Source organism: Roseobacter sp. S87, from assembly GCF_055693285.1.
In genome coordinates, this window is record NZ_JBVFTR010000004.1 from 1,337,390 (window position 1) to 1,363,531 (window position 26,142).

Here is a 26,142-nt window from a genome sequence, read left to right on the forward strand (position 1 = left end):
GCCGGTCAAAGCCATAGACAGAGGCGAGCAAGTCGGGGGGCACATGAAGACAGCAGCAATCGTCGTCGCAGCTGGTCGCGGCACCCGCGCCGGTGGCGGCACCCCGAAACAATGGCGGTCCTTGCTTGGCCGCCCTGTTGCTGCACATTCTTTACAGGCCTTTACAAGCCATCCGGGCATCGCGCAGGTCGTCCTTGTGATCCACCCGGACGACCGCGATCTGGTTGCGTCGGCCAGTCTGAGCGACGTGCAGACCGTCACCGGCGGCGCAACACGCAGTGCGTCTGTGCGCGCAGGCCTTGAAGCAGTGCACAGCAGCTGTGACACCGTTCTCATCCATGACGCCGCACGCCCCTGTGTGTCCAAGGCAACCATTGACGGGGTGCTTTCGGCTCTGACCGCGCAGAATGCTGCTGCTCCGGCTGTTGCCGTTGTTGATGCGCTGTGGACCGGTTTGGACGGCTTTGTGACCGGAACACAGGACCGCGCGGGGCTCTTCCGGGCGCAGACGCCGCAGGGGTTTGCCCTTGATCTCATCCTGGATGCGCATGCGCGGTTTCCCGATGGAGCTGATGATGATGTCGGGCTCGCACGCCGCGCCGGCCATGGGGTTGCCATCACCGCCGGGGATGAGGACAATCTGAAAATCACGCTGCCCGAAGACTTTGCTCGGGCCGAGCGCATACTGAGGGCACGGGATGGACATCAGACTGGGTAATGGCTTTGACGTGCACGCCTTCGGGCCGGGGGATCACGTCATTCTGTGCGGCGTGCGCATTCCGCATGACCAGGGCCTCGTCGGGCATTCCGATGCCGATGTGGGCATGCACACCGTGACAGATGCCATCTACGGCGCGCTGGCCCGGGGCGACATCGGCCAGCATTTCCCGCCGTCCGATCCACAGTGGAAAGGTGCCGCCAGCGAAATCTTTCTCAAACATGCCGCAGACCTTGCGCGCTCCATGGGGTTCGCCATCAGCAACATCGACTGTACGCTGATCTGTGAATTCCCCAAGATCGGCCCGCACGCGGCCAGCATGCGGCAGGAAATGGCGCGGCTTATGGGCGTCGATCAGGCGCGTGTGTCGGTTAAAGCAACCACGTCTGAAAAGCTGGGCTTCACGGGGCGCGGCGAAGGGATCGCCTGTATCGCAACCGCTGCACTGGTCAGCGCATGACGGGTCTCGCGCGGATGATCGGTACGGTCCTGGGCGTGGGATACATCCGCCCGGCGCCCGGCACCTGGGGATCGCTCATTGCCCTGCCCTGGGCCTGGCTGCTGCATGTTCTGGGGGGCTTTCCGCTGCTACTTCTGGGCGTGATCGCGGCCTTCATCAAAGGCTGGTGGGCCACATCCGTTATGACGCGGGACAGCACGGATCATGACCCCTCTGAAATCGTCGTCGATGAACTTGCGGGCCAGTGGATAGCACTTCTGCCGATCTCCTGGGCGGCATGGTCCATGGGACTGAACATTCTGGTGATGTGGCCGGGCTGGATCGCAGCTTTCGTCCTGTTCCGCCTGTTTGATATCCTGAAACCGGGCCCTGTGGGCTGGGCGGACCGGCGCGGGGATGCGCTGGGTGTGATGCTGGATGATGTGATTGCCGGCGTTTTCGCAGCTGTCGGCGTGTTGGTTCTGGCGGGGTTTTACCATGGGATCGGATGACGGACGCGCCACTGCACAGGTTATTGAAAACGCGAAAAGTGCCGGCGTTATGATCGCAACGGCTGAAAGCTGCACAGGTGGCATGATCGCCGCCGCCCTGACCGACATTCCCGGCGCGTCCGCAGTTGTTGAGCGCGGCTTCGTCACCTACACCAATGCAGCCAAGGTTCAGATGCTGGGCGTCTCAGAGGCGACGCTCTCCGCGCATGGTGCGGTGTCAGAAGAAGTGGCACAGGAAATGGCCACTGGCGCACTGACCCATTCAGGTGCGCGGCTGGCGGTTTCCGTAACCGGAATTGCCGGACCGGGTGGTTCAGAATTCAAACCGGAAGGCCGGGTCTGTTTTGGACTTGCCACAAAAAATGGCGTGAACACGGAGACCGTGGAATTCGGCGCGCCCGGCAGATCCCGCGTGCGGCAGGCCGCCTGTGATCATGCGCTGGCCTTGCTGCTGAAGGCACTTCAGTCGCCGATCACCTGAACAAACGCCCTGAAATCTCCGGTATCGACAGCTGACCAGAGCGTATCTGCGCGCCGCGCCCCGATGAGTGCCACCGCTTTGCGCATCAGACGAGACCGCCGTTCCGCGAGCGATACGGGCGCCGCCAGATCGTGAAATCCGGACACCTCTGAGCCGTCATTGTTCATGACCAGGATGCGGGCCTGCATTTCTGACAGTGTATCATCTTCCTGCACGGTGACACGTTCACGCAGGGCAACAAGTTGCGGATCGCATGCGGTCTCATCTGTGTAGCGCGCGATGTTTGCGGTGCTGATCCCCGCCAAGGCCATCGCCGCGGTATGCGGGTAGGAGAACTTGACCGCGAGACCCGTTTCCGGATTTTGCTGGTTGCAGACAGTCATCCAGCGCGGGTGCGTCGAAATCATAATTCTATCAACGTGTTCTGCGGTGACATTCATCTTTGAAACCGCCTCAAGCATGGCGTGCAGGCCATGACAACAGGCATGAAACTTGTGGCTGATCTGCAAAATCTGACGGGCCGGTGATCCCGCATCCGGCAGCGCTGTTTCATCCGCTGATCCATGGTGCGTCGGACCAAATCCCAGAGGTCCGGCAAGACCATCAGACGCTGCGGTCACACCAGCCGCAGCCCAGAGAGCCGCCTCGATCCCGGTCCGCGCCGCAAGTCCCGCGTTCAGGGGTTTGGCCATGGTGCCAAACTGGGATTTCAGACCCGAGGCCATCGACGCGCAGAGCCCCAGCGCCATGCGCGTCTGGTCCGGGGTCAGCTCCAGCAGGCGTGCGGCACCAAGGGTCGCGCCGAAGGCACCTGCGGTCGCTGTCTGATGAAAACCTGTCTGGTAGTGGCCGCGTCCCAGCCATTGGCCCACCAGAATGGAGGCTTCCACACCGGTCAGCGCGGCCTCGCACATCTCCGCAAAAGGAATGTCCCGTTCCTCAGCCAGCGCAAGAACAGCCGGGACAACAGCAACTGACGGGTGCCCGATATGGGCAAAATGCGTGTCGTCATAATCCAGCGCGTGGCTCAGCGTACCATTGATCAGGGCGGCACCCGCCGGCGGAATGCGACCACCCCCAAAAACCGTTGCCGTCCCGGTGCCGGCCTGTCCCGTCACAGTCGCGCGAAATCCATCAAACGCCCGGTCTTCCGCCCCCGCTATGCCACAGGCGGCCCAGTCAGCAAGGGACAGTTGCATCATCTCCAGCGCTTCTGCGTCCGTTTTGGCCTGTGCTAGGATCAGAAGACGACCGGTGATGTTCATGACGGACCGTAAAGCGCGCGGGCGCGGGTTTCGAAGGCGCGGACAATCCGTTGCATTGCCTCGTTGAACACCACACCGATCAGACGCTGCAGGATCATATTACGGAAGGCAAAATCGACAAAAAACTCAACCTCGCAGCCCCCGCCTTCGCAGTCCCGGAACGCCCAGTTGGATTTCATGTAACGGAAGGGACCGTCGAGGTATTCGGTATCGATAAGGTGCTGCGAAGGGGTCAGCTCGACCCGGCTGGTGAACCGTTCGCGGAACACTTTGAAGCTGATGACAAGGTCGGCTTCCATGATCTCCTGGTCGCCCTGCGGTGTCACCGACCGGATGCGTGCGGCAGAACACCAGGGCAGGAATTCCGGATAGCGCGCCACATCCGCTACAAGGTCATACATCTGCTGCGCACTGTAGGGCAGTTTTCTGGTTTCAGAGTGTGTCGGCATTGCTTTGTCGCGTCTCAGAGGTTAGCCATCCATGTCGTATGTCCCATCCCCAAGATCAAGGTATTTCCGATGCCCTCGCGTCCATATGTCATAGATGAAATGATCTCGGCCAAGTCCATCGCGGCGCGGATCGAGAGCCTTTGCAAGGAGATCCAGGACGAATTCGGCGGCACGGACAAGCTGGTGGTGGTCGGCCTGCTGCGCGGCAGTTTTGTGTTCATCGCCGATCTGGTGCGGGAACTGGATCTGCCCATTGAGGTCGATTTTCTGGAAGCGTCCAGTTACGGCGACGGGATGGAAAGCAGCCGCGAGGTCCGCATTCTCAAGGATCTCCGCGGAGCCATCGAAGGCCGCGATGTGCTGGTGGTCGAGGATATCGTGGACACCGGACATACGCTGAACCACGTCACGCACCTGCTGGAAAGCCGTAAGCCCGCGCGGCTGAAATCAATCGCCCTGCTCGATAAACCCAGCCGCCGCGAGGTGGATTTCAGGGCAGACTGGACCGGGTTTGAAATTCCCGACGAATTTGTGGTGGGCTATGGCATCGACTTTGCCCAGCGGAACCGAAATCTGCCTTTCATCGGGTCCGTCCGCTTCACGGGCGACTGATCACCAGGTCCACCGGGCATCCCCGCACAAGAGGTTGTGACTATACCTTTGCCGGGAATGCGCTACCCTTGTACTCAGGTGCGCTTGTCCGAAACACATTTCTGGAGACCTGAAATCATGAAAAAGCGGGTAATTCTTCCTCTGATCGCAGCACTGGCCGTAACAACAACGGTCGGCACGGCATTTGGCGGAGGACATTCCGACACCAACCCTGCCGTCAAAGCGCGAAACGCGCAGATGTCTCTCATTGCCTATAACATGGGCATCCTGGGTTCGATGGCCAAAGGGGAAACAGAATTCAGCACAGAAACGGCAACGGCTGCAGCAACCAGCCTGGCGAAGGTGGCCAAGCTGGACCGCAGCATTCTGTGGACCGAAGGAACCGTGCAGGGTGAAGTCCCCGGCACCCGCGCCAAGGCTGAAATCTGGAGCGATGCTGCTGGTTTTGAAAAAGCAGCCGTCGGTCTGGAGACAGCCGCAGATGGTCTCGTCGCCGCCGCAGGTCAGGACCTTGATGCACTGCGCGCGGCCATGCAGGCGGCCGGCGCGAGCTGCGGCACCTGCCACAAGGCGTACCGCGGTCCGCGAAACTGAGGCGCGGCATGCTGCGCGGGCTGATCCGTCTGGCCGTTTTTCTGGTGGCCGGTGGGGCGCTGGTGTTCTGGGCGATAACCCGCCCGGACACCCTGCCCGCAGAAACCGTTCTGCCTGAAGGCGATCCCGCAGCCGGTGCTCTTGTTTTTGCGGCTGCCGGCTGCGCCTCCTGTCATGTGGCCCCGGGTGCCGGCGAAACCGATGCACCGGTTCTGGCAGGTGGCCGGGCTTTTGTCACAGACTTCGGGACGTTCTACGCCCCGAACATTTCATCCGATCCTGACGCGGGTATCGGCCGCTGGACTGAGGCGGTATTTGCGCAGGCCGTGACGCGAGGTGTCTCACCAGGGGGACAGCATTATTACCCGGCGTTTCCCTACACCGCCTATGCCTTCATGACGGATCAGGACGCGGGTGATCTCTTTGCCTACATGCGCACGCTTCCCGCGTCCACGACCGAAAGCCAGCCTCATGATCTGGGCTTTCCGTTTAACATCCGGCGCGGTCTGGGCATCTGGAAGCTTCTGAACCAGAGTGCGGATTTTCATCTGCAGGGCGATCTGAACCCACAGGAAACCCGCGGCCGCTATATCGCGGAGGCTCTCGCGCATTGCAGCGAATGTCATACGGAACGGGATGTGCTGGGCGGGCTGAACCGCAACCGGTGGCTGGCCGGCGCGCCCTCGCCCACCGGTAAGGGTCGCATTCCTAACATCACACCAGACGTGCTTGGCTGGTCCGCCGCGGATCTGACTGGCTATTTCACCAGCGGGCTGACCCCTGAGTACGACAGCGCGGGCGGCGACATGGCCGTGGTTGTCGAAAACCTGGCGAAACTGCCCGAAGCAGACCGGGAAGCCCTGGCGGCTTATCTGCTGCGGGTTGAAACGGTGCGCTGAGCGTCAGCCAAGCCCGAGCTTCTTGTTGCGTGCGTCCCGCAGACGGGCAAAGTCATCACCTGCGTGATAGGACGACCGGGTCAGCGGCGTGGCCGAAACCATCAGGAACCCTTTGCCATAAGCCGCCTTTTCATAGGCTTTGAACTCATCAGGCGTCACAAAGCGGTCGACCCGGTGGTGTTTCGGCGTGGGCTGCAGATACTGACCGATGGTCAGAAAGTCGATGTCGGCCGCGCGCATGTCTTCCATAACCTGGATCACGGACTGGCGGTCTTCACCGAGGCCCACCATGATCCCGGACTTGGTGAACATTGACGGGTCCAGTTCCTTGACCCGCTGCAACAGGCGCAGCGAATGGAAATAGCGCGCACCGGGCCGTACTTCCGGGTAAAGACCCGGAACTGTTTCAAGGTTGTGGTTGAAAACATCCGGGCGCGCCTCGACCACTGTCTCCAGGACCGACGGGTCACATTTCAGAAAGTCCGGCGTCAGGATCTCAATGGTGGTTCCCGGACTGCGGTGGCGGATCGCGCGGATGGTCTGGGCGAAGTGATCTGCACCACCATCTTCCACATCATCACGGTCGACCGATGTGATCACCACATGGTTCAGACCAAGCTTTTCGACCGCATGGGCCACACGACCCGGTTCAAAGGCATCAAGCGCTTCAGGCGGCTTGCCGGTTGCAATGTTGCAGAACGTGCAGGCGCGGGTGCAGACCTCGCCCATGATCATCATGGTGGCGTGACCCTGGCTCCAGCATTCGCCCACGTTCGGGCAGCCTGCCTCTTCGCAGACCGTGACCAGATTGTTTTCCCGCATGATACGGGCCGTATCTGAATACCCCTTTCCGCCGGGCGCTTTCACGCGGATCCAGTCGGGTTTCTTGGGCTGCGGATTGTCAGGGCGCCGCGCCTTTTCAGGGTGGCGCTGTGCAGGAATTTTCAGATCGCGGGTGGCCATGGTGGATCTCCGGTTCGATTTCCACCTGTCTAACGCTATTGACGGGTACGGTTCAACCGGCCCGGCTGTCGCAGGGCGCATAGCCGCCCTGCGTCCGGCGCGGCCCGGGCCTCAGCCGATCAGCGGGCCGCCAGGGCCAACTGTTTCGTCATAATGGCGCTTGAGGCGCATAAGGGCGATTCTGCAGCACGATCTTGCCCGAGCGGGCCGACCAGCCGAGCTTTTTCTCAGCTGTTTCAAGCCCTTCCAGATAACAGCAGCACCGCAGCACCACGTCGGACAGGCCCGGCCCGAGGTCCGCCAGCGCATCCGCCACCCGTTTGCGCGCGTTGGCCGGGCCGTCGCCCACGCCGCTGTCCGGTACATAAGTGTCGTTCCCGCCTGCCGTCAGGAAGCGGTCCCAGTTCTGGGCAACGCGTGGTCCCATCTGGGCCAGCTCGAAATCCTCGCGCAGACGTTCGCCCACGGTCACGAGTTCATCGCTCAGGAAGTTCTCGCCATTTTTGTCCCGGCGACGGGCAAGCGCTGTGAGCGGGCTTTCAGCAAGGTTGTAGCGCATCCGTCTGGGACGTCCGGTATCCGCATCTGGCAGCGTTTTCTCGCCCCATTCACGATGTTGACTGGCAAACGGTGTCTGGGCGTCCGCAAAACCAGGGATTTTGGTGTCGTCACCCTGTTCGAGCATGGTCTCGAGCGCGGTGCGGCCGGCCGCAGTGATGGAATAACGGGTGATCCGACCCGATTTTGCCGGGGTGATCCAGTCTTTCAGCGCCATGGCCTCGGCCACCGACCGTTCCACGACACCAGTGCGCGTCGCCTGACCTGCGGCACCGTCACGTACAATCACGGCTTTTTCCATGTCCGTGGCAACCGCCAGGACCGCGCCCTTTTCACACAGACGGCGCAGGACACGGCGTGCTTCCGCCATCAGCAGGGCATCATCTGTTTCACTGTCAGCTGAAGTGATTTTCTGTTGGAAACTCATACGTAGCGGATCCTTTTCAAGCTCATTGTCAGGCCGCGGGCTGTGAAAGTGCACCTGACCCAGGGTACGGAGCGCCGCATCGACCAGCGGGTCGTCACGGCGTGTCTCAATGCGCCGGATCTGACGCAGTACGGTCGAGGCATGACAGCCAGCCGCGCGGGCCAGCGCCCTGATGGGCAGGCCTGCCTCGGTATGGGCCAGGTACATCTGTGCAGATGCAGGCACCCAGTCGGGCATTGCCTTGTCTTCGGTGGTCCTGTCGCGGACCTGTGGGTAATCCTCTGGTGTCATCATAACTTACCGTAACCATCCCCTGCCACGAGTTGAATTCAGACTTGGCCTGCAACCTAGAGGAGAATATGGTTACCTGATCGTTAATATCCGGCATTCCCGATAGTATTGTATCTATTGAATAAACAGTATTTAAACCAACGCACGGTATCTTGCACAAATACGCAACAGTCCCGCCACATTCTGCGTGGTCAGACTTTGTTCATTACCCTTAACAGAACCCTGGCATCCCGGTACGCGCGGCGCGCTCCGGCGCAACACCCGGTCTGGTTGTGTCATAGTGTCCTCATCCGGCTAGCAGTCCAAAGCTGCTGCCGCAGGACAAAGGAAGACACAGATGCAAGACGTACTATCAATGCTTCACGCCCTGCGCCGTCCAGGACTGCTTATGCGGGCGGCCAGAATAGGTGCAGATGATTATCGCCGGTCAACCCACCTGCCCCGGCTTCTTGGCTATGGCAACCTGCCCCGCCACGCTGCTTCACTGCTGCGGCTGATGGAAATCGAGGCAGGGCTGAACACACAGCGCCTGAACGGGGACACGGCCTACAGTCTTGTACGCCACGTTGATGTGCTGATCGCCATGCTGGGCGAGGCCCGCGTGCTCAAGGCATCGCAGACCGCCTGAACTCACATGAAGCTGTCCGGCACTTCCGCCTTCTTGCGTGACATGTAGTCGGAAAGCGCCTCGTTGACCGACGGATCGATGGCCGGCTGCTGATAATCAGCCAGCATCTTTTCGACCCGGAGTGCCGCAAGCACCTGCGTATCGCGCGCACCCTCGTCTTCCCAGGTCTCATAGGGCTTGTAGTCCAGCAGATCGGATTTCCAGAACGCGGATTTGAAGTTTTCCTGTGTGTGGGCACATCCCAGATAGTGCCCGCCAGGTCCGACTTCGCGGATCGCATCCAGCGCCTGGGCGTTTTCATCTACGCTCACACCCTGCGCGAGGTGATGTAGCGTGCCCAGCTGATCCGCATCCATGACGAATTTTTCAAAGGAAGAAACAAGCCCGCCTTCCAGCCAGCCGCAGGAATGCAGCATGAAGTTAACGCCCGACAGCAGGCCCATGTTCAGGCTGTTCGCCGTTTCGTAAGCGGCCTGGGCATCCGGCAGTTTCGAGCCGCAGAACGATCCGGCGGAGCGGTATGGCAGCCCCAGACGGCGCGCAAGCTGGCCTGCGCCATAGGTGATATGCGAGGCCTCGGGCGTGCCGAACGTCGGTGCGCCGGAGTTCATATCGATCGAAGTGACAAAAGCCCCCATGATCACAGGGGCGCCCGGGCGGATCAGCTGACTGTATGCAATACCGGCCAGCACTTCTGCGAGTACCTGCGTGAGCGTGCCTGCGACTGAGACCGGCGCCATCGCACCGCCCACGATAAACGGGGAAATGATGCAGGCCTGGTTATTTTTCGCATATACTTCCAGCGCGCCCATCATCACGTCATCAAAAGTCATCGGCGAGTTGATGTTGATGAGCGAGGTCATCACGGTGTTTTCCTGAACGAAATCCTTACCAAAGAGGATTTCGCACATTTCAACACTGTCCTGTGCGCGGCTGGGTTCGGTCACTGACCCCATAAAGGGCTTGTCGCTCAGCGTCATATGAGCATGCAGCATATCAAGGTGACGCTTGTTCACCGGCAGATCGGTTGGTTCGCAGACCGTGCCGCCCGAGTGGTGCAGCCACTTCGACATATAGCCCAGCTTCACGAATTTGCGGAAATCTTCCATCGTTGCGTATCGGCGGCCACCAGCGTTGTCGCGCACGAACGGCGGGCCATAGACAGGCGCCAGCACCAGATTGCGCCCGCCGACCACAACGCTGCGCTCAGGATTGCGGGCGTGCTGCGTGAAGGTTGAGGGCGCGGTGCTGCAGAGTTTGCGCGCAAGACCACGCGGGATGCGGACACGTTCACCGTCGATGTCCGCGCCAGCCTCTCTCCAGCGCTCCAGCGCCGCCGGGTTCTCGACGAAGTTCACGCCGATCTCTTCGAGCACGGTTTCAGCGTTGTATTCGATAATTTCGAGCGCCTCTTCGTTCAGCACCTCGAAGTTCGGGATATTCCGCTCGATATACTTAGCCGTTTCAAAAGACACTGCACTGCGCGCGGCACGTCGTGCTGCTCCGCCGCCACCGCGTGCCCTTCTGCGTTCTGCTCCAGCCATGTTCCCAACCTCCGTCCGGCGTAACTGGCACCGGTACTACCCTGGCCATGCCACTGGCCCCGCGCCGGTTGCGGCGAAGCAGGGAAAAAAGCGACATTACGCGGCGGCACGAAAAGGGAATGCCACAGCGAACATCAGAAGACCCCAGAAATCTGCGCCGAATGATTGCGCACACGGTTCATCCTGTGGTCAGGTCTGGATCAGACAACAGGGGAGAGAACCATGCGCTGCGGAGTATTACCTGTTCTGATGTTTGTGCTTGGGTGCTGGGCGTCAGCTTCACAGGCAGTGACATTTGTAAGTGCCCGCGCGGAAAACGGTGCGGACATAACAGTCATTTTTCTGCACGGTTTTGTCAGCAACGCCAGAGACGCCTGGCAGCATCCCGCCTCGGGGGCATACTGGCCGGATTTTTTCCGAAACGACCCTGCTCTGTTTGGGTTCAACAGCGCAGTGGTCGATTATTCCACCTCGCTGAATGACCCCAGTATCGGCATCGACGACGTTGCGGATGAGGTCACGCGGGAGCTGAGGCTTTTTCTGCAATCCAGACCCTCAAACGAGGAGATTGTGCTTGTCGGCCACAGTCTTGGCGGCATCATTGCACGCAAAGTGATTTTGCAAAGCAGCGATGTCGCCGGCAGGACATTGGCGCTCATCACGCTCGGCACGCCGATGGCGGGATCGGGGCTTGCCAGCTTTGCTGACTGGCTCGGATTCGGGGGCGAAGTTGTCGACCAGCTGCAAACCAGCACCGATGGTAACTACCTCAGGAATTTCACACAGGAATGGGCGAACGCCCAGACCCACATGAATATACCGGTGCACTGTGCCGGCGAGGGAAAAGATATCGTGGGTGACAGCCTTGGCGCATTGACTGTCGTGCAGCCACGCAGTGCGCGCCGGACCTGTGACGATTTTGAGGTGTTTTCAGATCACGACCACCGGAGTTTGGTGAAGCCTGAGGGACCGTCCGACGACATCCACAGCTTTCTGACCGATCATCTGAACCGGTACTGATCCTCAGAACGAAACACATCTGTGCTGTGCCTGTTGCCGGCACGGCCCGGAACAGATGCCAAGCCCGGGCTCATTATTCCCTGCAGGTGCGCGCCGGGGCTTGCCACCAGCACCCCCTGCCCCTAATCAGCGCGTATGAGCATGATTGATCACGACCGCCTCCTCATCATCGATTTCGGCAGCCAGGTGACGCAGCTGATCGCGCGGCGTCTGCGCGAGCTGAACGTCTATTGCGAAATCCATCCGTATCAGAACGTGACGATGGACATGGTGCGCGACATGGCGCCAAAAGCGGTCATTTTCTCCGGTGGTCCTGACAGTGTGGTCCGCGAGGGATCGCCCCGTCCGCCCGAGGGTATCTTTGACTACGGCGTCCCGATCCTGGGCATCTGTTATGGCCAGCAGGTGATGATGCAGGCGCTTGGTGGCCGCGTTGAGGGTGGTAAAATCTCCGGCGGTGGTGGTACTGCGGAATTCGGCCGTGCCTTTGTGACGCCTGGCGGAGCGCTGGATCTGCTGGAGGGATGGTTTGACCAAGGCCAGGAACAGGTCTGGATGAGCCATGGTGATCACGTCGCTGAACTGGCTCCCGGCTTTGAGGTCTTTGGCACGTCGCCCAACGCGCCCTATGCCATCACAGCCGATACGGACCGTCATTTCTATGCCGTCCAGTTTCACCCTGAAGTGCACCACACACCGCGCGGTGCAAAACTTTATGAGAACTTCGTACGCCTCGCCGGATTTACCGGCGACTGGACGATGGCGGGTTACCGCGAACAGGCGGTTGAGGCGATCCGCACCCAGGTGGGCGATGCAAAGGTCATCTGTGGCCTGTCCGGCGGTGTGGATTCCACAGTTGCCGCAGCCCTTATCCACGAGGCCATCGGCGATCAGCTGACCTGTGTGTTCGTGGACCATGGTCTGCTGCGTAAGAACGAGGCGCAGGAAGTCGTGGGGATGTTCCGGGACCACATGAACCTGCATGTCATCCATGCCGACGAAACCGATGTGTTTCTGGGCGAGCTCGAAGGGCAGTCAGATCCCGAAACCAAGCGCAAGATCATCGGCCGCCTCTTTATTGATGTCTTTCAGAAATATGCAGACCAGATAGAGGGTGCCGCCTTTCTGGCGCAGGGCACACTCTATCCCGATGTGATAGAGAGCGTCTCTTTCAGCGGCGGCCCGTCGGTCACCATCAAGTCGCACCACAACGTCGGCGGTCTTCCTGAAAAGATGGGCCTGAAACTGGTCGAACCGCTGCGCGAACTCTTCAAGGACGAAGTGCGCGCACTTGGACGGGAACTTGGGTTGCCCGCCAGTTTTATCGGCCGCCACCCGTTCCCCGGCCCAGGCCTCGCGATCCGGTGCCCCGGCGAGATTACCCGCGAAAAGCTGGACATTCTGCGCGAGGCGGACGCGGTCTATATCGACCAGATCCGCAAACACGGGCTTTATGATGACATCTGGCAGGCCTTCTGCGCCATTCTGCCGGTGCGCACTGTCGGGGTGATGGGCGATGGGCGAACCTATGATTTTGCCTGTGCACTGCGGGCTGTGACCTCAGTCGATGGCATGACCGCCGATTATTATCCGTTCAGCCACGAATTCCTTGGCGAGACGGCAACACGGATCATCAACGAGGTGCCCGGCATCAACCGCGTCACCTATGACATCACCTCCAAACCTCCGGGCACGATCGAATGGGAATGATGCCCGGTCGCACCAGCGCGGCATGAATCCGACCGTCAAAGCCTGTCTGTGGATGATCGGCGCGATTGCCTCATTTTCGTCGATGGCCGTCGCGGGCCGGGAACTGTCCAGTTCGCTCGATACCTTTGAGATCATGATGTACCGCAGCATGTTCGGGCTAGTGATCGTGCTGGCCGTGGCTGGTTTTGCGGGGACGCTCCGCGAAGTCAACACCCGGAACTTCCGTCTGCAGATGGTACGCAACCTGGCGCATTTTACCGGTCAGAACCTCTGGTTTTATGCTGTGACCGTCATTCCGCTGGCACAGGTTTTTGCGCTTGAATTCACATCGCCGCTCTGGGTGATCGTGCTGTCGCCGCTCATTCTTGGCGAAAGGCTCACCGCAATGCGCGGTTTTGCCGCGATCATGGGGTTCATCGGCATTCTCATTGTTGCACGGCCCGACATGGCCGGGATCAACGCAGGCGTCATAACAGCAGCGTCCTCGGCGATCTTTTTTGCGATCACGATGATGCTGACGAAAAAACTGACCCGCACGCAAAGCATCACCTGCATTCTGTTCTGGCTTACCGTGCTGCAACTGATCTTCGGAGTTGTCGCGACCGCATGGGATGGCGACATTGCTGTGCCGTCAGCCGCCGAACTGCCGCTGGTGCTGCTGATCGGTGCTGCGGGTCTGATGGCTCACTTTTGCCTGACCACCGCGTTATCGCTGGCCCCTGCCACGGTGATCGTACCGGTGGATTTCATCCGCCTGCCGACCATCGCGATTGTCGGAATGCTGCTCTATCAGGAACCGCTGGAGATCCAGGTGTTCATCGGCGCACTGATCATTTTTACCGGGAATTACCTCAACCTTTGGGTTGAAACCCGCAAAACAGCGTAGTTCTACGTAACGTCACAACGGCCTTTTCCCCTGCGTCAACAATTGACCGGTGCCAGAATCGTGATTACCTGCGACCACTTTTGAGCAATGGTGCGAGAAAACAAAAACCGATCTTCTGGGGAGGAGATTTCATGCGAGTATACATCGGAAGTGTAACAGCTTTGTGTCTGGCCGCGGGTGGCGCGCAGGCTGGCGGTATTGATCGTTCCGGACAGTCAATTGACGCACTCTTTGAGCAGGGCCGCTATGCGGAATTCAGCTTCACAGGCGTGACGCCGGATCTGACAGGTGAATCCCTCAGTGCAATCCTGCCGAACGGATCAGGCTCCGGTGACATCGCGCCCAGCTATTTCCGGTTCGGTGCAGCGTACAAAGCCGACATCAACGAGACATGGTCTTACGCACTGATCCTTGATGAGCCCTTCGGAGCCGACGTGGAATATCCCAGCGGCACCGGTTATTTCGCGAATGGTTCTGCGGCCAACTTCGAAAGCTACGCGCTGACGGGCCTGATGCAGTATAATATGCCCTCGGGTTTCTCTGTTTACGGCGGTCTGCGCGTTCAGGCCGTTGAGGCCAGCGTTAACATCGGCCTCACCTCACCCGTTCCGACGATCAACGCCATTGACTACGCCGCCGAGGCGGACGTCCACTACGGCGTGGGCTATGTCGCCGGTATTGCGTACGAACGCCCGGACATCGCGTTGCGGGTATCACTGACGTACAGCTCCGAAATCTCGCACAGCGTTGACACGGTGGAAACCCAGCCCGGTTTCCCGACACGTTCCACATCGACTGAGTTTGAGACACCTCAGTCAGTCAATCTGGCATTCCAGACCGGTGTCGCACCCAAAACTCTGCTGTTCGGCGGTGTGCGCTGGGTCGACTGGTCAGACTTTGCGCTCGATCCGTCACTCTACACGCAGCTGACCGGCGCGAACCTGCTGAGCTATGAAGAAGACGTAATCACCTACACACTCGGTGTCGGACACAAAATCAACGAAACCTGGTCCGTTGCCGCAACGCTTGGCTATGAAGAAAACACGCAAAATCTGTTCACCAACCTCGGCCCGGCCGATGGACAGGAGAGCATTGGTCTGGCAGCAATCTACACTCGTGGCAATATGAAGGTCACAACCGGTGTTCGTTATGTCCGCATCGGCGACACGACCACAGGTCTCTTCGGTTCGCCGGCAGCCGCGTTCAATGACAATGACGCAATCGCGTTCGGCGTAAAAGTCGGCTTCAACTTCTGATCCGACAAAAGATCACCGGAAAACGCCCGCCATCGCGCGGGCGTTTTTTATTGCGCATGATCCGGGTGGCGCCGCGCGCTGCTCTGCCCCAGGATCAGGGTCATGACAGATCAGAAATCGATATCGATGCAGGCCTGGGGTCTTTTGCTGCTGCTGGGCATCATCTGGGGCGCATCCTTTGTGTCCATCCGGGTTGCTCTGGACGAAATCGGCTTTCTGACGACCGTTGCCCACAGGACCTTCTGGGCCATGCTGGCACTTTGGATAGTGGTGCTCGTCATGCGGCTGCCCATCCCGCGTGAGCCACGCATCTGGGGCGCGTTTTTCGTGATGGGGTTGCTGAACAACGTTGTCCCATTTGGTCTTATGGCCTGGGGACAGCTCCACATTGAAAGTGGTCTGACCTCGATCCTGAACGCAGCTACGGCGATCTTCGGCGTTCTGATGGCCGCGCTGTTCTTTGCAGATGAACGGCTGACCCTGCGCAAACTGGCAGGTGTTCTTCTGGGCTTTGCCGGTGTGGCCACCGCCATCGGGCTGGAGAACCTGCGCAGCTTCAGCCTGCAGTCTCTGGCCCAGCTGGCGGTGATCGGGGGCACCCTGTCTTACGCGCTGGCCGGTGTCTGGGCCCGAAAAACCTTGCGGGTCTTAAGCCCCAGGTCGCCGCCGCAGGCATGCTGACCGGGTCAACGCTGATCACCGTGCCGCTTGCCTTTATGTTCGACGGTCCCGTGACATTGTTGCTGGAACCACGGACCATTGCGGCCATCGGTTACTTTTCGATCATCGCAACAGCAGGTGCTTACCTGCTCTATTACCAGGTGCTGGCCCTTGCCGGCAGCGGCAATCTGTTGCTGGTGACCCTGCTGATCCCGCCGGTCGCTATTGTCTTGGGTGCCCTTATGCTGGGCGAGGCATTGCATGCAGGCGCTTATGCGGGTTTCGCGCTTCTGGCCTGCGGACTGGCCATCCTGGACGGGCGTCTTCTGAAGAGCTTGCGGCGCTCGGCACCCGTGCGCACAGATTGACGCCCTGCGCGGGCGCGGCTAGGAGGTTGCTGAGGGTCTCAGTACGACAGGCGGCGCACATATGCTCTATTCAACTTCCAGCGCATGGCGTTCCGCGCAACACCGATCTGTGCTTGTCTATGGCATGTCGGGCCTGGGCAAAACGCATATGTCCAACCTGCTGCGCGCCAGCGGGTCCTGGTTTCACTACTCCATAGATTACCGGATCGGCACGCGGTACATGGGCGAATACATCGCGGACAATGCCAAGGCTGAGGCCATGAAGGTTCCGTTTCTGCGCGACCTGCTGATGAGTGACAGTATCTACATCGGCTCAAACATCACCTTTGATAACCTGAGCCCCGTCGCCACCTATCTCGGCAAACCGGGCAATCCCGACCAGGGCGGCCTGCCCATGGAGGAATACGCGCGGCGTCAGGAACAGTTCCGGCTGGCGGAAATCGCAGCCCTGCGCGACACGGCGCGTTTTGCCCGCCGGGCCGAAGCGCTTTATGGCTACCCGAACTTTATCTGCGATACCGGCGGGTCCATCTGTGAATGGGTCGATCCGGAAAATGACGATGATCCGCTGATGCGGGAGCTGTCCGAAAGCTGTCTGATGATCTGGATCCGCGGGGATGACGCGCACACAGAAGAGCTCGTGCGCCGGTTTGACCGCGCGCCCAAGCCGATGGCGTATCAGCCGGAATTTCTGCTGCGCTGCTGGCAGGAATACCTGAAGGAAACCGGCAGTGCCGAAGATGCGGTCGACCCGGACGCCTTTGTGCGCTGGACCTATGCCCGCGCGCTGGCACACCGCCAGCCCCGGTATGAGGCCATGGCGCGCTGGGGCGTGACCGTCACCGCAGATGAGGTGGCCGCTCTCGCGTCCGATCAGGACTTCGAAGACCTGATCGCAAGAGCCATCGACCGCGCGTGAAAAATGTCAGAGCACGCCAACAAATTTTGTGATCAGGCTCGCGACTTTTTCGAGACCGTTCAGCGCTGAGGCAATGGAGTTGACCTTCTGCACCTGCTTGCGGGTATTGGCGACGAGCGATTTCAGCGCCTTCTCTGCAGTCGATGGGGCTGTGTCCGAGGCCTCATATTTCTGCTGCAGTTCAATCACCTCGATGTGGTGTGCCTGAAGCTTCTTTTCTATTTTAATATGTTCGTCACGGGTCTTTGTATCACCGGCCTTTACCGCTGCATAAAGCATCTTCCGGTTCCGCGCCCGGGCCTGATTGACCAGTACAAGCAGTTGTTCAAAATTCTTTTCAGCGACTTTCGAGAGATTTGGCATCAGAGGTTATCCTTCCAGCGTTCCGGCGAGATCCCTGAGAGCCTTGAGGTAGGCCGTCAGCGCCTCAGTTGATGGCGACCCGCTCAGACGGGCAGCCAGCCCGTTGTGCGTCGCGGCCAGCTGATCCAGTTTGGTGTAGACCGACCCTTCTGCGGCTTTGATAAAGGCGGCATGGCTCGCTTCCAGCTCCCGGTAGGCGGCGGCTGTACGTGCCGTATTGCCTGCGAGATTTGCATCAAACGCTTCGGTATTGGCGTTGCGCATCCGGGCCAGTGCCGCGGCGTACCCGGTATCAAAATTCAGATCCTGAAGCGTTGCCTTCAGTTCCCCCGTTACTTCGATGATCAGCGGGTCAGCATCCCGAACTGTGCGTTTAAGCAGTCGGTTCCTGTACGAAGATACGGCGAAGTCCGTGACCGCCCCGACCTTTTCCTTTTCGTCCTGCAGGCTCTGCGCAAAGGACGCGATGCCGGAAGAACCGGATTTTTCCCCCAGCCCCTTCAGCGTATCCGCCAGCCCCGCATAGGCAATTTTTATGTCTGCTTCTGTCTGTGCAGAGGCCAGATCTGACAGCAACGCGCTGTATTCGGACAAAAGCCCCAGCTTCCGCTGCACGGCCTGCAACTGCGTCGGTGCCGGTTCGGGAGCGGTTTCATTCGCCACCCGGTCGATCCTGCAGTTGCTCAGCGCATCGTAATTAAAGACTTCCTCGTTTGTGTCGCAGGCCTGCGACAGCAACCAGAGGTCGCCCGCTGCCGCTGCCCTGTCCGGTGCGGCTGCATTATATGCGTCGATCTGTGGTTTCAGTTTCGTAAGCGTTTCATCGGACAGGGTTGCTGTCGCATCGCTCATCAGGGTGATTTCTTTGCTGGCATCGACCGGTACACAGGCCACCAGTCCGGCGATAACAAAGGGCAGACACCCCAGTGCGCCTCGGGTTGTAAATAGGGTCATGTAAAAATATCGTTTTATGCTTCAATCAATACGTGCAGCGTTACACGGGTCATTGATTCAGTCAACCTGACGTGAGGCAGCCTGCTGTGGGCTGGATATTTCCCTGGTGTCGCATTAGGTGAGTGCGCACCAGAACAGGAATACCCCGATGCCGATCAAGATCCCCGCCGACCTGCCCGCCTATGACGTGCTGACGCACGAGGGTGTTATGGTGATGGACCCTGATCAGGCCGCACGCCAGGACATCCGCCCGCTGCGCATCGGTCTGCTGAATCTGATGCCGAAAAAGATCCAGACCGAGAACCAGTTCGCCCGTCTGATCGGCGCCACGCCGCTGCAGATCGATTTCGAACTGATCCGCATGTCAGAGCATCAGACCCGGAACACCGCTGCTGAACATATGGCCGAATTCTACCGCCCGTTTCAGGAGGTTAAACACGAGAAGTTTGATGGCCTGATCATCACCGGCGCCCCCATTGAACACCTGGCGTTTCAGGATGTGACCTATTGGGATGAGCTGCGCGAAGTGATGGACTGGACGCAGACCAATGTGCATTCGACCTTTGGCGTCTGCTGGGGGGCATGGCGATGATCAACCATTTTCACGGCGTGAAAAAACACATGCTGGATGCCAAGGCCTTTGGCTGTTTCCGGCACCGGAACCTCGCACCGGCGTCTCCCTATCTGCGCGGGTTTTCCGATGATTGTGTGATCCCGGTGTCGCGCTGGACAGAAATGAGGCAGGACGAGATCGATGCCGCTTCCGGGCTGCGCACGCTGCTGGGCAGCGAAGAGGTCGGCCCCTGCCTTGTTGAGGATCCGGCGCACCGCGCGATCTATATCTTCAACCATTTCGAGTACGACAGCGATACGCTGAAGCAGGAATACGACCGCGATGTTGAGGCCGGAACGCCGATCAACGTGCCGATGAACTACTACCCGGATGACGACCCGTCGCGTGAACCACTGAACCGGTGGCGCAGCCACGCGCATCTGCTCTACGGGAACTGGCTGACAGAGGTGTACCAGGATACGCCCTACGATATCGATGCGATCGGGTCCTAAGGCCGTGGCCGCCCTGCTGCTTTGCGCGCTCGCGCTGTTTGCCCTGGTGCAGTGGCGCGCAGCGGCGAACGAGAACGCAGCTGAGGCAGCCTATCCGCCCTCGGGTCAGTTCGTTGAGGTGGACGGGACCCGCATTCACGTACATGTCTCGGGCGAAGGTCCAGATATCGTGCTTATCCATGGCGCGAGCGGCAGCCTGCGGGATGCAACTTTCCAGCTTGAGGAAAAGCTCTCGCAGGCATTTCGCGTGATCGCCGTCGACCGCCCCGGAATGGGCTGGTCTGACCGCCCACGCGGATACGGTGGCATCTGGAACGTGACACCGGAACCCCCTGCTTTGCAGGCCAGGCTGTTGCAGAAGGCCACTGATGCAGTCGGCGTCAGCAACCCGGTAGTTGTGGGACACTCCTTTGGCGGCGCGGTGGCACTGGCCTGGGCGCTGGAACGCCCGGATGAAACGGCGGCGCTGGTCCTGCTCGCGGCGGCCTCCAACCCGTGGGAAGGTGATCTCGGGCCACTTTATCAGATCAACTCCTCGCGCCTTGGCAGCGCTCTGGTAATACCGCTGATCACTGCTTTCGCGCCCCGCAGCGTTGTTGAACAGACCGTGTCGTCGATCTTCGAACCGCAGGACGTGCCCGGCGGATATCTGGCCCATTTCGGACCACAGATGACACTGCGGCGCGGCACGATGCGCGCCAATGCGCAGCAGGTGAACGGACTGCGCCCCTTTATTGTGGAAATGTCCCAACGGTATCACACCCTGCAGATGCCCGTGGAAATCCTACATGGCACGGATGACACCATTGTCCCACTCGACGTGCATTCCGTTCCCCTGAGCGGTCAGATCGACAGCGCTGTCCTGACCCGCCTAGAAGGTGTGGGGCATATGCCACAACATGTGAGCACCGATGCGGTTCTGGCCGCAATCGACCGTGCTGCCGCGCGTGCGGGTTTGCGTTAATCGCATTAACATCCCATATATAACAGGAAGATCCTGAGTGGAGGCCCCATGGACCTGCCCTTTGACGGCGCGATCAGCGCCTTTTTCGAAAATGAAGCACCGGACGGGGTCCGAAATGCGATCCGTCGCCAGGACAGCGGCCCGATCCTCGATGGGTCCTATCCTCACTCGGAACGTCTTGCGCGCAAACCGTACGAAAAGGATCTCGCGGCGCTGCAGATTGAACTGGTTAAACTGCAGGCCTGGGTTCGGGAAAGCGGTGCGCGGATCGCCATCGTTTTTGAAGGGCGCGATGGCGCTGGCAAAGGTGGGACCATCAGCCGGTTCCGCACCAATCTCAACCCGCGCGGCGCACGGGTGGTGGCACTGTCAAAACCCACTGAAACAGAGCGGACGCAGTGGTATTTTCAGCGCTATATCAATCATCTGCCCGCGGCCGGTGAGATCGTTTTTTTTGACCGCAGCTGGTACAACCGCGGCGTCATCGAGCCTGTTTTCGGGTTTTGTACAGAGGCGCAGCGCGAACATTTCTTCGTCCAGGTCAAACCTTTTGAGGAGATGCTGGCGGATGACGGAATCCATCTGGTGAAGTTCTGGCTGAACGTCGGCCGCGCCGAGCAGCTGCGCCGCATGATGGCCCGGGAACGCGACCCGCTGAAGCAGTGGAAGCTCAGCGGCATTGACGTCAAAGGCCTGGGCAAATGGGACGCCTATACCCATGCGATCGGGGATACGCTGAAACGCAGTCATACGGTGGATGCACCCTGGACCGTTGTGCGCTCTGATGACAAGCGGCGCGCACGGCTGAACGCGATCCGGGCGGTGCTGCATGGTCTCGACTACGACCGCAAGGATACCGGCGCGCTTGGCGCCATCGACACGAAAATCTGCGGTGGGCCGGACATCTGGAATGCCTAAGCGCGGCTATCACCACGGCAATCTGCGGCAGGCACTGGTTGATGCCGCTCTTGAGCTGATTGAGCTGCGCGGCCCAACCGGTTTCACCCTGTCCGAGGCCGCCAAACAGGCCGGGGTCACACCGGCTGCGGTGTACCGGCATTTTGAAGGGCGCGAGGACCTGATCGCCGAGGCCGCCCGTCAGGGGTACGAGATTTTTGCCGATCTGATGGAATACGCCTATGAAAAGGGCCAGCCCTCAGCGCTCGCGGCGTTTTCGGCAACAGGGCGGGCCTATCTGGCCTTTGCGCGGAAATACCCCGGTCACTACATCGCCATGTTTGAAAGTGGGATCAGCGTCAACCGGACGTCAGAACTCGCGGCAGTGTCGTCACGGGCGAACGCAGTTCTGGAGAAAGCAGCCACCGATCTCAGCGAGCATATCCCGGAGGACAAACGTCCCCCCGCCTCTATGTTTTCTGCCCATATCTGGGCCATGAGTCACGGTGTTGTGGAGCTCTTCGCTCGCAACTCTCCCGGTCGTGCGTCGCCCTTCCCGCCTGAGGATCTGCTGGAAACGGGTATCGGGATTTACCTCCGCGGGCTGGGCCTGATCACGCCGGACGCCTGAACGGGTTCAGAGGCGCAGTTTGCGCGCACCATAGATCAGCAGCACATAGGCCCCCGCCGCCGCGATCATGAACGGCAGACGCAGCGCCACTTCGCGCCCCAAAGGCCCTTCGCCCAGCGACACGATCCAGCCTCCCAACAACGCGCCGATGGGCATCATGCCCCATCCAAAGAAGCGGTACAGCGAATTCACCCGCCCCAGCAGCGCGTCCGGAATGCGCCGCTGGCGATATGAAACTGTTACAATGTTCCACATCAGTGCGGAAAATACCTCGATGAACATTGCAATGCCCGCGATCACAGGATGGGCGGTCATCGCGAGAATGACAAAGGGCAGCGGGATCAGGAAAAGAGCGACCAGCACACCGTTCTGCGGCCCGATACGCGCAATAATGCGCGGCCCCAGAATACCGCCCAGGACGCCACCCGCAGCCCCCACGGCCATAAGAACACCATGACCTGCGGCTGTCAGCCCCAGAACTTCCTGTGAAAAGAGGATCAGGATGGTCATCGCCATCACCGAAATGCCGTTGATAAAACCCAGCATGACAGCGAGGCGGAAAATCGTCGGATTGGCCCGCATCCAGTTCCAGCCTTCAGCCACTTCGCGACGGAGTTCCCGCCGGGGCGGATTGGCGCGGCGCGGGATGGCAATGCACCAGACCAGCAGGGCCGCGACCCCAAAAGTGACCGCATCAAGCGCAAAGGGTGCGGGTACAGCAAAAGCGATCAGCAGACCCGCCACAGGCGGCCCGACAAAGGACCCCATGATCTGCTCGACACTCCAAAGCTGTCCGTTGGCGCTCTCCAGATCGGTCTTTGGCACCACGGATGGCAGCACGGTCTGCGCGGCATTGTCCCGCACCACCTCTGCGGTGCCGAGCATCATGCCAAGGGCGGCGAGAACCAGAATATATAACAGCGGGTCACCGTCGGGCGGAAAGGATGGGATCGAAAAGATCAGCGAGATGACCCCACAGGTCAGGATCAGCCGGAACAGATCCGCGCGTACCATCAGCAGGCGGCGGTCATACCGGTCGACGAGCACCCCTACGGGCACGGAAAACAGCAACCAGGGCAGCGTTGTCGCAAAGGCGACAAGGGCGACCAGAGCGGGATCACGGGTGATCAGCGTGGCCAGCCAAGGGAAGGCGAGCGCGGATACCCCGTCGCCAAGGTTGGACACAGCGGTTGCGGAAAACAGCAGCCGGAAGGAACGGTTTTTTACGAGAAGCGCCATAGGGTCACCAAAGCCTCATGCGTCCGGCGTGTCAAACGGGAATGGCTCCGCTCTGTTCTGGCGGTCAGAAGGTGCGCGCGAGGGACAGATTTCCCTCGACGTTGATGAGCTCCATGGTCCCAAGCCCCTTGATGTCGTAGGAGCCGATTTCTTCGACCTGAAATCCGTCGATCAGATCATACTTCATCTCGATCGGCGCCACGATCTTCATCGGGTGGGCAAATACCTCCAGACGGGCGGCCATGTTCACGGCCGGTCCGAACACATCGTATACGTATTTCTGGACCCCCACGACCGAGCCGACAGCAGCCCCGCTGCCCAGCCCGATCCGGGCTTCCCATTTGAACCTGTGGCTCTGATTGCGGCGCTCCAGGAACCTCAGGAAACGCACGGCACAATTGGCGACGGCAGAAGCATGATCCGGGGCCTCTTCGGGCATTCCCGATACCGCCATATAGGCGTCCCCGATGGTCTTGATCCGCTCCACGCCAAACTGCTCGGCAATCCGGTCAAAGGCGGTGAAAATGTCGTTCAGCTCGCCCAGGGTCACTGTCGGATCATTCTGTTCGGTAAAATCCGTGAAGCCCACAAAATCGAGCATCAGTACCGACACGTTGCGGTAGAGTTGAGGCGTGACAACGCCAAACGTCTTGAATTCTTCATAGACTTTGCGTGGCATCAGATTGAGCAGCAGCTTTTCAACCCGCTCTTTTTCCCGTTCCAGCTGACGTGTGTTGCGCTCGACCATCTTGGAATAGCTGTCGATCATCTGCTCCAGCTCACGCATGCGCGTGATGTTCTGGCATTCTGCAACGATCATCTTTTCGTTTTCGAGCTCAGTCAGATGCAGACTGACCGAAATAACCAGCGTACGGCGGCGCGGTTTCACCTGTACCTCGCCCGTATAGCGTCCGGTTTCACGCAGTGCCGTCGCCGCGGCCTCCCGGATGGCCTCTATGGCCTCTGACAGAGCCCCCTCTTCCTTCGGATCGCCAAACCAGTCCGCGAAAGCTGCATTGTGGTAAAACACCGACAGGTCGGACCAGCGCAGAATGGCGATGCCGACCCCGATCGATTTCAGCAGCTGTTCATTTATGGTCGTGAGTGTATTGGCGGTCATCGGACACCGGGACGCAGAATGCATCCGCGCCGGGCCTCAAATTCACGCGCCACATCGCGGATGTCCGCATCCGCCATACCATGCTCGCGCATCGCTTCGCCCAGCAGACGCACAACCTCGTCGAATTCCTGTGCGGAGATATCCAGTGCGTGGTGGACATGCGCCAGACGGTCGTCTGTCATCGCAGACGGCCCACCCATGAGCGCGGAGACGAATTTTGTCTGATGATCCATCAGACGCGCCATGTCGACATCATCAAAGTGATGCCCGACAATATCGCTGTCCAGTACCATCTCATAGAACGACAGAACGACCCGGCTGACAGTGCCGAAACCACCATATTTCTGGAAAGTGCTGGACATAGCCTCGTACCCGGTTCCCGTCTCTGTTGTACGGCGAAGCCCCGACGCGCGCAAGAACGCTGCGTAAACATGCCTGTGAACAGCAAAAAGGCCGCTTAAAAAAGCGGCCTTTGAGCAACAATATCCGGGTTGGATTAACGCTTGGAGAACTGGAAGCTCTTCCGCGCTTTGGCCTTACCGTATTTCTTACGCTCGACCACGCGGCTGTCACGGGTCAGGAAGCCTGCCGCTTTCAGCGCACCGCGCAGCGACGGATCGTAAAGCTGCAGCGCTTTTGAGATACCGTGCTTGACCGCACCGGCCTGGCCGGACAGTCCGCCGCCTTTGACGGTGGCGACCACGTCAAACTGGCCTTCTGTGCCGGACACAGTGAACGGCTGTGCCAGGATCATCTGCAGCACGGGGCGCGCAAAATATTCGTTCTGCGGCTTTCCGTTGACGGTGACCTTGCCGGAACCCGGCTTGATCCAGACACGGGCAATCGCGTCTTTCCGCTTGCCGGTTGCATAGGACCGGCCCAGTTCGTCACGGACAGGCTCGCGGGTGATGACTTCGGCCTCGGGCGCTGCGGCCTCAACGCCGGCCACCTGGCCCAGCTCTTCGAGTGTGTTGATTTCTTCAGCCATCGTTATGCGCTCCGGGTGTTTTTCTTGTTCATGGCCTTAACGTCCAGAACTTCGGGGCTTTGTGCCTCATGGGGGTGTTCCGCACCTGCGTAGACGCGCAGGTTTGTCATCTGCTGGCGGCTCAGACGGTTGCCGGGCAGCATGCGCTTGACGGCCAGTGTGACAACACGCTCAGGGTGCGCGCCCTCAAGGATCTGCTCCTTGGTGCGGGATTTGATGCCACCGGGATGTCCGGTGTGCCAGTAATGGTTTTCCTGGCGTTTGTTGCCGGTCAGCTGGATTTTATCCGCGTTGATGACGATCACGTTGTCGCCCATATCCATGTGCGGTGTGAACGACGGCTTGTGCTTGCCGCGCAGACGCTGTGCGACGATCGAAGCAAGACGGCCCAGAACTACGCCCTCGGCGTCGATCAGGATCCATTTCTTGTCGATGTCTGCGGGTGTTGCAGAGAAAGTTTTCATGGACGGTTCCCCGTTTGAGGTGACAGGCCGCAACAAGTGCGCTACGGCCTCAATTCGATTGGGGCGTTATAAACGAGGCTGTTTCTGCGTCAAGCGCTATTGCCGGCAAATAATCGTTCAAAAACAGTGGTATAAAATATAGGTATCATTTTACCCCACTAATTTTCGCGGATAGCTACTACACAACCGCTTAATCTCTCTGGTTGCGCATGCCGCGTCACCGTTTTCGTGCTGTAATCCTGCTCCACCAACCCCAAA

Annotated in this window: 27 protein-coding genes and 3 pseudogenes; 18 read left to right on the plus strand and 12 right to left on the minus strand. The window is 59.7% G+C overall.

The window, feature by feature from the left end; translation table 11 throughout:
- Positions 1 to 43 precede the first annotated feature (43 nt).
- Genes ispD through ACZ1HA_RS07475 form a run of 4 tightly spaced genes read left to right on the plus strand, consistent with a single transcriptional unit; the run spans position 44 to position 2,150 of the window.
- Positions 44 to 718 (plus strand): 2-C-methyl-D-erythritol 4-phosphate cytidylyltransferase, encoded by a 675-nt coding sequence (gene ispD / locus ACZ1HA_RS07460; RefSeq protein ID WP_375227670.1) that lies wholly within the window; start codon positions 44 to 46, stop codon positions 716 to 718.
- A complete protein-coding gene (ispF, locus tag ACZ1HA_RS07465; RefSeq protein ID WP_375227669.1) occupies positions 699 to 1,178 on the plus strand; it encodes a 2-C-methyl-D-erythritol 2,4-cyclodiphosphate synthase in 480 nt (159 codons plus the stop codon). Before ispD ends, ispF begins: the two co-directional genes overlap by 20 nt.
- Entirely contained in the window at positions 1,175 to 1,669 is a 495-nt protein-coding gene (locus ACZ1HA_RS07470) for a phosphatidylglycerophosphatase A family protein (protein WP_472713442.1), read from the plus strand. Before ispF ends, ACZ1HA_RS07470 begins: the two co-directional genes overlap by 4 nt.
- Entirely contained in the window at positions 1,656 to 2,150 is a 495-nt protein-coding gene (locus ACZ1HA_RS07475) for a CinA family protein (RefSeq protein ID WP_472713443.1), read from the plus strand. The genes ACZ1HA_RS07470 and ACZ1HA_RS07475 overlap by 14 nt, the downstream gene beginning before the upstream one ends.
- On the opposite strand, the gene ACZ1HA_RS07480 is transcribed toward ACZ1HA_RS07475, so the two are convergent.
- Together ACZ1HA_RS07480 and ACZ1HA_RS07485 are read right to left on the minus strand one after the other, a co-directional pair.
- On the minus strand, positions 2,132 to 3,415 hold the full coding sequence (locus ACZ1HA_RS07480) for an MmgE/PrpD family protein (protein WP_472713444.1): 1,284 nt from the start codon (positions 3,413 to 3,415) through the stop codon (positions 2,132 to 2,134). The two genes, ACZ1HA_RS07475 and ACZ1HA_RS07480, sit on opposite strands and share 19 nt — an antisense overlap.
- Positions 3,412 to 3,864: a type II toxin-antitoxin system RatA family toxin gene (locus tag ACZ1HA_RS07485; RefSeq protein WP_375227665.1), complete on the minus strand. Its 453-nt coding sequence runs from the start codon at positions 3,862 to 3,864 to the stop codon at positions 3,412 to 3,414. The genes ACZ1HA_RS07480 and ACZ1HA_RS07485 overlap by 4 nt, the downstream gene beginning before the upstream one ends.
- A 69-nt stretch (positions 3,865 to 3,933) precedes the next feature.
- On the opposite strand from ACZ1HA_RS07485, the gene hpt reads away from it, so the two are divergent.
- From hpt to ACZ1HA_RS07500, 3 genes are all read left to right on the plus strand, one after another.
- Complete coding sequence (gene hpt, locus ACZ1HA_RS07490) at positions 3,934 to 4,476, plus strand: hypoxanthine phosphoribosyltransferase (RefSeq protein WP_375227664.1); 543 nt, start codon at positions 3,934 to 3,936, stop codon at positions 4,474 to 4,476.
- A gap of 117 nt (positions 4,477 to 4,593) precedes the next feature.
- Positions 4,594 to 5,070: a c-type cytochrome gene (locus tag ACZ1HA_RS07495; protein ID WP_472713445.1), complete on the plus strand. Its 477-nt coding sequence runs from the start codon at positions 4,594 to 4,596 to the stop codon at positions 5,068 to 5,070.
- 8 nt (positions 5,071 to 5,078) lie between these two features.
- Positions 5,079 to 5,969 carry a c-type cytochrome gene (locus tag ACZ1HA_RS07500; protein ID WP_472713446.1) on the plus strand — a complete coding sequence of 297 codons (891 nt, stop codon included), beginning with the start codon at positions 5,079 to 5,081 and terminating at the stop codon, positions 5,967 to 5,969.
- 3 nt (positions 5,970 to 5,972) lie between these two features.
- Here the strand turns inward: ACZ1HA_RS07500 and lipA are convergent, their stop codons facing one another.
- Entirely contained in the window at positions 5,973 to 6,932 is a 960-nt protein-coding gene (gene lipA / locus ACZ1HA_RS07505; protein WP_472713447.1) for a lipoyl synthase, read from the minus strand.
- 111 nt (positions 6,933 to 7,043) lie between these two features.
- Positions 7,044 to 8,154, minus strand: a pseudogene (locus tag ACZ1HA_RS07510) (DUF6456 domain-containing protein).
- Positions 8,155 to 8,545: 391 nt separating this feature from the next.
- Here ACZ1HA_RS07510 and ACZ1HA_RS07515 point away from each other — a divergent pair.
- Entirely contained in the window at positions 8,546 to 8,836 is a 291-nt protein-coding gene (locus ACZ1HA_RS07515; protein WP_472713448.1) for a DUF6477 family protein, read from the plus strand.
- Positions 8,837 to 8,838: 2 nt separating this feature from the next.
- Here ACZ1HA_RS07515 and ACZ1HA_RS07520 read toward each other — a convergent pair whose 3' ends face one another.
- Positions 8,839 to 10,380, minus strand: a complete 1,542-nt coding sequence (locus tag ACZ1HA_RS07520; protein ID WP_472713449.1) for a trimethylamine methyltransferase family protein — start codon at positions 10,378 to 10,380, stop codon at positions 8,839 to 8,841.
- Positions 10,381 to 10,668: 288 nt separating this feature from the next.
- Here ACZ1HA_RS07520 and ACZ1HA_RS07525 point away from each other — a divergent pair, with 288 nt between their 5' ends.
- The 6 genes and pseudogenes from ACZ1HA_RS07525 to ACZ1HA_RS07550 all read left to right on the plus strand — a co-directional run bounded on the left by ACZ1HA_RS07525 (position 10,669) and on the right by ACZ1HA_RS07550 (position 17,199).
- Complete coding sequence (locus ACZ1HA_RS07525; RefSeq protein ID WP_472713450.1) at positions 10,669 to 11,400, plus strand: esterase/lipase family protein; 732 nt, start codon at positions 10,669 to 10,671, stop codon at positions 11,398 to 11,400.
- Between the two features lie 135 nt (positions 11,401 to 11,535).
- Positions 11,536 to 13,110 (plus strand): glutamine-hydrolyzing GMP synthase, encoded by a 1,575-nt coding sequence (gene guaA, locus ACZ1HA_RS07530; RefSeq protein WP_472713451.1) that lies wholly within the window; start codon positions 11,536 to 11,538, stop codon positions 13,108 to 13,110.
- Between the two features lie 22 nt (positions 13,111 to 13,132).
- Positions 13,133 to 13,996 (plus strand): DMT family transporter, encoded by an 864-nt coding sequence (locus ACZ1HA_RS07535; protein WP_472713452.1) that lies wholly within the window; start codon positions 13,133 to 13,135, stop codon positions 13,994 to 13,996.
- A gap of 131 nt (positions 13,997 to 14,127) precedes the next feature.
- Positions 14,128 to 15,252: an outer membrane protein transport protein gene (locus ACZ1HA_RS07540; RefSeq protein ID WP_472713453.1), complete on the plus strand. Its 1,125-nt coding sequence runs from the start codon at positions 14,128 to 14,130 to the stop codon at positions 15,250 to 15,252.
- Between the two features lie 102 nt (positions 15,253 to 15,354).
- Positions 15,355 to 16,280: pseudogene (locus ACZ1HA_RS07545) on the plus strand (DMT family transporter).
- A 61-nt stretch (positions 16,281 to 16,341) separates the two neighbouring features.
- Entirely contained in the window at positions 16,342 to 17,199 is an 858-nt protein-coding gene (locus ACZ1HA_RS07550) for an ATPase (RefSeq protein WP_472713454.1), read from the plus strand.
- Between the two features lie 6 nt (positions 17,200 to 17,205).
- Here the strand turns inward: ACZ1HA_RS07550 and ACZ1HA_RS07555 are convergent, their stop codons facing one another.
- Complete coding sequence (locus ACZ1HA_RS07555) at positions 17,206 to 17,562, minus strand: hypothetical protein (RefSeq protein ID WP_472713455.1); 357 nt, start codon at positions 17,560 to 17,562, stop codon at positions 17,206 to 17,208.
- A 6-nt stretch (positions 17,563 to 17,568) separates the two neighbouring features.
- Entirely contained in the window at positions 17,569 to 18,516 is a 948-nt protein-coding gene (locus ACZ1HA_RS07560; protein WP_472713456.1) for a hypothetical protein, read from the minus strand.
- 208 nt (positions 18,517 to 18,724) lie between these two features.
- Here ACZ1HA_RS07560 and ACZ1HA_RS07565 point away from each other — a divergent pair.
- From ACZ1HA_RS07565 to ACZ1HA_RS07580, 4 genes and pseudogenes are all read left to right on the plus strand, one after another.
- A pseudogene (locus tag ACZ1HA_RS07565) lies at positions 18,725 to 19,581 on the plus strand (homoserine O-succinyltransferase).
- Complete coding sequence (locus ACZ1HA_RS07570; protein ID WP_472713457.1) at positions 19,565 to 20,545, plus strand: alpha/beta fold hydrolase; 981 nt, start codon at positions 19,565 to 19,567, stop codon at positions 20,543 to 20,545. The pseudogene ACZ1HA_RS07565 and the gene ACZ1HA_RS07570 overlap by 17 nt, the downstream one beginning before the upstream one ends.
- Positions 20,546 to 20,593: 48 nt before the next feature.
- On the plus strand, positions 20,594 to 21,463 hold the full coding sequence (gene ppk2 / locus ACZ1HA_RS07575; protein WP_472713458.1) for a polyphosphate kinase 2: 870 nt from the start codon (positions 20,594 to 20,596) through the stop codon (positions 21,461 to 21,463).
- Entirely contained in the window at positions 21,456 to 22,073 is a 618-nt protein-coding gene (locus ACZ1HA_RS07580) for a TetR/AcrR family transcriptional regulator (RefSeq protein WP_375227647.1), read from the plus strand. Before ppk2 ends, ACZ1HA_RS07580 begins: the two co-directional genes overlap by 8 nt.
- Before the next feature lie 6 nt (positions 22,074 to 22,079).
- On the opposite strand, the gene ACZ1HA_RS07585 is transcribed toward ACZ1HA_RS07580, so the two are convergent.
- From ACZ1HA_RS07585 to rplM, 5 genes are all read right to left on the minus strand, one after another.
- On the minus strand, positions 22,080 to 23,312 hold the full coding sequence (locus ACZ1HA_RS07585; RefSeq protein WP_472713459.1) for an MFS transporter: 1,233 nt from the start codon (positions 23,310 to 23,312) through the stop codon (positions 22,080 to 22,082).
- 64 nt (positions 23,313 to 23,376) lie between these two features.
- Positions 23,377 to 24,432, minus strand: coding sequence for an adenylate/guanylate cyclase domain-containing protein (locus ACZ1HA_RS07590; protein ID WP_375227645.1), 1,056 nt, complete (start codon positions 24,430 to 24,432; stop codon positions 23,377 to 23,379).
- Entirely contained in the window at positions 24,429 to 24,794 is a 366-nt protein-coding gene (locus tag ACZ1HA_RS07595) for a group I truncated hemoglobin (protein ID WP_375227644.1), read from the minus strand. The genes ACZ1HA_RS07590 and ACZ1HA_RS07595 overlap by 4 nt, the downstream gene beginning before the upstream one ends.
- Before the next feature lie 134 nt (positions 24,795 to 24,928).
- Positions 24,929 to 25,420: a 30S ribosomal protein S9 gene (gene rpsI / locus ACZ1HA_RS07600; protein ID WP_375227643.1), complete on the minus strand. Its 492-nt coding sequence runs from the start codon at positions 25,418 to 25,420 to the stop codon at positions 24,929 to 24,931.
- 2 nt (positions 25,421 to 25,422) lie between these two features.
- A complete protein-coding gene (rplM, locus tag ACZ1HA_RS07605; protein WP_375227642.1) occupies positions 25,423 to 25,884 on the minus strand; it encodes a 50S ribosomal protein L13 in 462 nt (153 codons plus the stop codon).
- Positions 25,885 to 26,142 lie beyond the last annotated feature (258 nt).

What these genes read in the sequence shown, in the direction of transcription:
- ispD (WP_375227670.1), top strand. Translation starts at nt 44, where the DNA reads ATGAAGACAGCAGCAATCGTCGTCGCAGCTGGTCGCGGCACCCGCGCC.
- ispF (WP_375227669.1), top strand. Translation starts at nt 699, where the DNA reads ATGGACATCAGACTGGGTAATGGCTTTGACGTGCACGCCTTCGGGCCG.
- ACZ1HA_RS07470 (WP_472713442.1), top strand. Translation starts at nt 1,175, where the DNA reads ATGACGGGTCTCGCGCGGATGATCGGTACGGTCCTGGGCGTGGGATAC.
- ACZ1HA_RS07475 (WP_472713443.1), top strand. Translation starts at nt 1,656, where the DNA reads ATGGGATCGGATGACGGACGCGCCACTGCACAGGTTATTGAAAACGCG.
- ACZ1HA_RS07480 (WP_472713444.1), bottom strand. Translation starts at nt 3,415, where the DNA reads ATGAACATCACCGGTCGTCTTCTGATCCTAGCACAGGCCAAAACGGAC.
- ACZ1HA_RS07485 (WP_375227665.1), bottom strand. Translation starts at nt 3,864, where the DNA reads ATGCCGACACACTCTGAAACCAGAAAACTGCCCTACAGTGCGCAGCAG.
- hpt (WP_375227664.1), top strand. Translation starts at nt 3,934, where the DNA reads ATGCCCTCGCGTCCATATGTCATAGATGAAATGATCTCGGCCAAGTCC.
- ACZ1HA_RS07495 (WP_472713445.1), top strand. Translation starts at nt 4,594, where the DNA reads ATGAAAAAGCGGGTAATTCTTCCTCTGATCGCAGCACTGGCCGTAACA.
- ACZ1HA_RS07500 (WP_472713446.1), top strand. Translation starts at nt 5,079, where the DNA reads ATGCTGCGCGGGCTGATCCGTCTGGCCGTTTTTCTGGTGGCCGGTGGG.
- lipA (WP_472713447.1), bottom strand. Translation starts at nt 6,932, where the DNA reads ATGGCCACCCGCGATCTGAAAATTCCTGCACAGCGCCACCCTGAAAAG.
- ACZ1HA_RS07515 (WP_472713448.1), top strand. Translation starts at nt 8,546, where the DNA reads ATGCAAGACGTACTATCAATGCTTCACGCCCTGCGCCGTCCAGGACTG.
- ACZ1HA_RS07520 (WP_472713449.1), bottom strand. Translation starts at nt 10,380, where the DNA reads ATGGCTGGAGCAGAACGCAGAAGGGCACGCGGTGGCGGCGGAGCAGCA.
- guaA (WP_472713451.1), top strand. Translation starts at nt 11,536, where the DNA reads ATGAGCATGATTGATCACGACCGCCTCCTCATCATCGATTTCGGCAGC.
- ACZ1HA_RS07535 (WP_472713452.1), top strand. Translation starts at nt 13,133, where the DNA reads ATGAATCCGACCGTCAAAGCCTGTCTGTGGATGATCGGCGCGATTGCC.
- ACZ1HA_RS07540 (WP_472713453.1), top strand. Translation starts at nt 14,128, where the DNA reads ATGCGAGTATACATCGGAAGTGTAACAGCTTTGTGTCTGGCCGCGGGT.
- ACZ1HA_RS07550 (WP_472713454.1), top strand. Translation starts at nt 16,342, where the DNA reads ATGCTCTATTCAACTTCCAGCGCATGGCGTTCCGCGCAACACCGATCT.
- ACZ1HA_RS07555 (WP_472713455.1), bottom strand. Translation starts at nt 17,562, where the DNA reads ATGCCAAATCTCTCGAAAGTCGCTGAAAAGAATTTTGAACAACTGCTT.
- ACZ1HA_RS07560 (WP_472713456.1), bottom strand. Translation starts at nt 18,516, where the DNA reads ATGACCCTATTTACAACCCGAGGCGCACTGGGGTGTCTGCCCTTTGTT.
- ACZ1HA_RS07570 (WP_472713457.1), top strand. Translation starts at nt 19,565, where the DNA reads ATGCGATCGGGTCCTAAGGCCGTGGCCGCCCTGCTGCTTTGCGCGCTC.
- ppk2 (WP_472713458.1), top strand. Translation starts at nt 20,594, where the DNA reads ATGGACCTGCCCTTTGACGGCGCGATCAGCGCCTTTTTCGAAAATGAA.
- ACZ1HA_RS07580 (WP_375227647.1), top strand. Translation starts at nt 21,456, where the DNA reads ATGCCTAAGCGCGGCTATCACCACGGCAATCTGCGGCAGGCACTGGTT.
- ACZ1HA_RS07585 (WP_472713459.1), bottom strand. Translation starts at nt 23,312, where the DNA reads ATGGCGCTTCTCGTAAAAAACCGTTCCTTCCGGCTGCTGTTTTCCGCA.
- ACZ1HA_RS07590 (WP_375227645.1), bottom strand. Translation starts at nt 24,432, where the DNA reads ATGACCGCCAATACACTCACGACCATAAATGAACAGCTGCTGAAATCG.
- ACZ1HA_RS07595 (WP_375227644.1), bottom strand. Translation starts at nt 24,794, where the DNA reads ATGTCCAGCACTTTCCAGAAATATGGTGGTTTCGGCACTGTCAGCCGG.
- rpsI (WP_375227643.1), bottom strand. Translation starts at nt 25,420, where the DNA reads ATGGCTGAAGAAATCAACACACTCGAAGAGCTGGGCCAGGTGGCCGGC.
- rplM (WP_375227642.1), bottom strand. Translation starts at nt 25,884, where the DNA reads ATGAAAACTTTCTCTGCAACACCCGCAGACATCGACAAGAAATGGATC.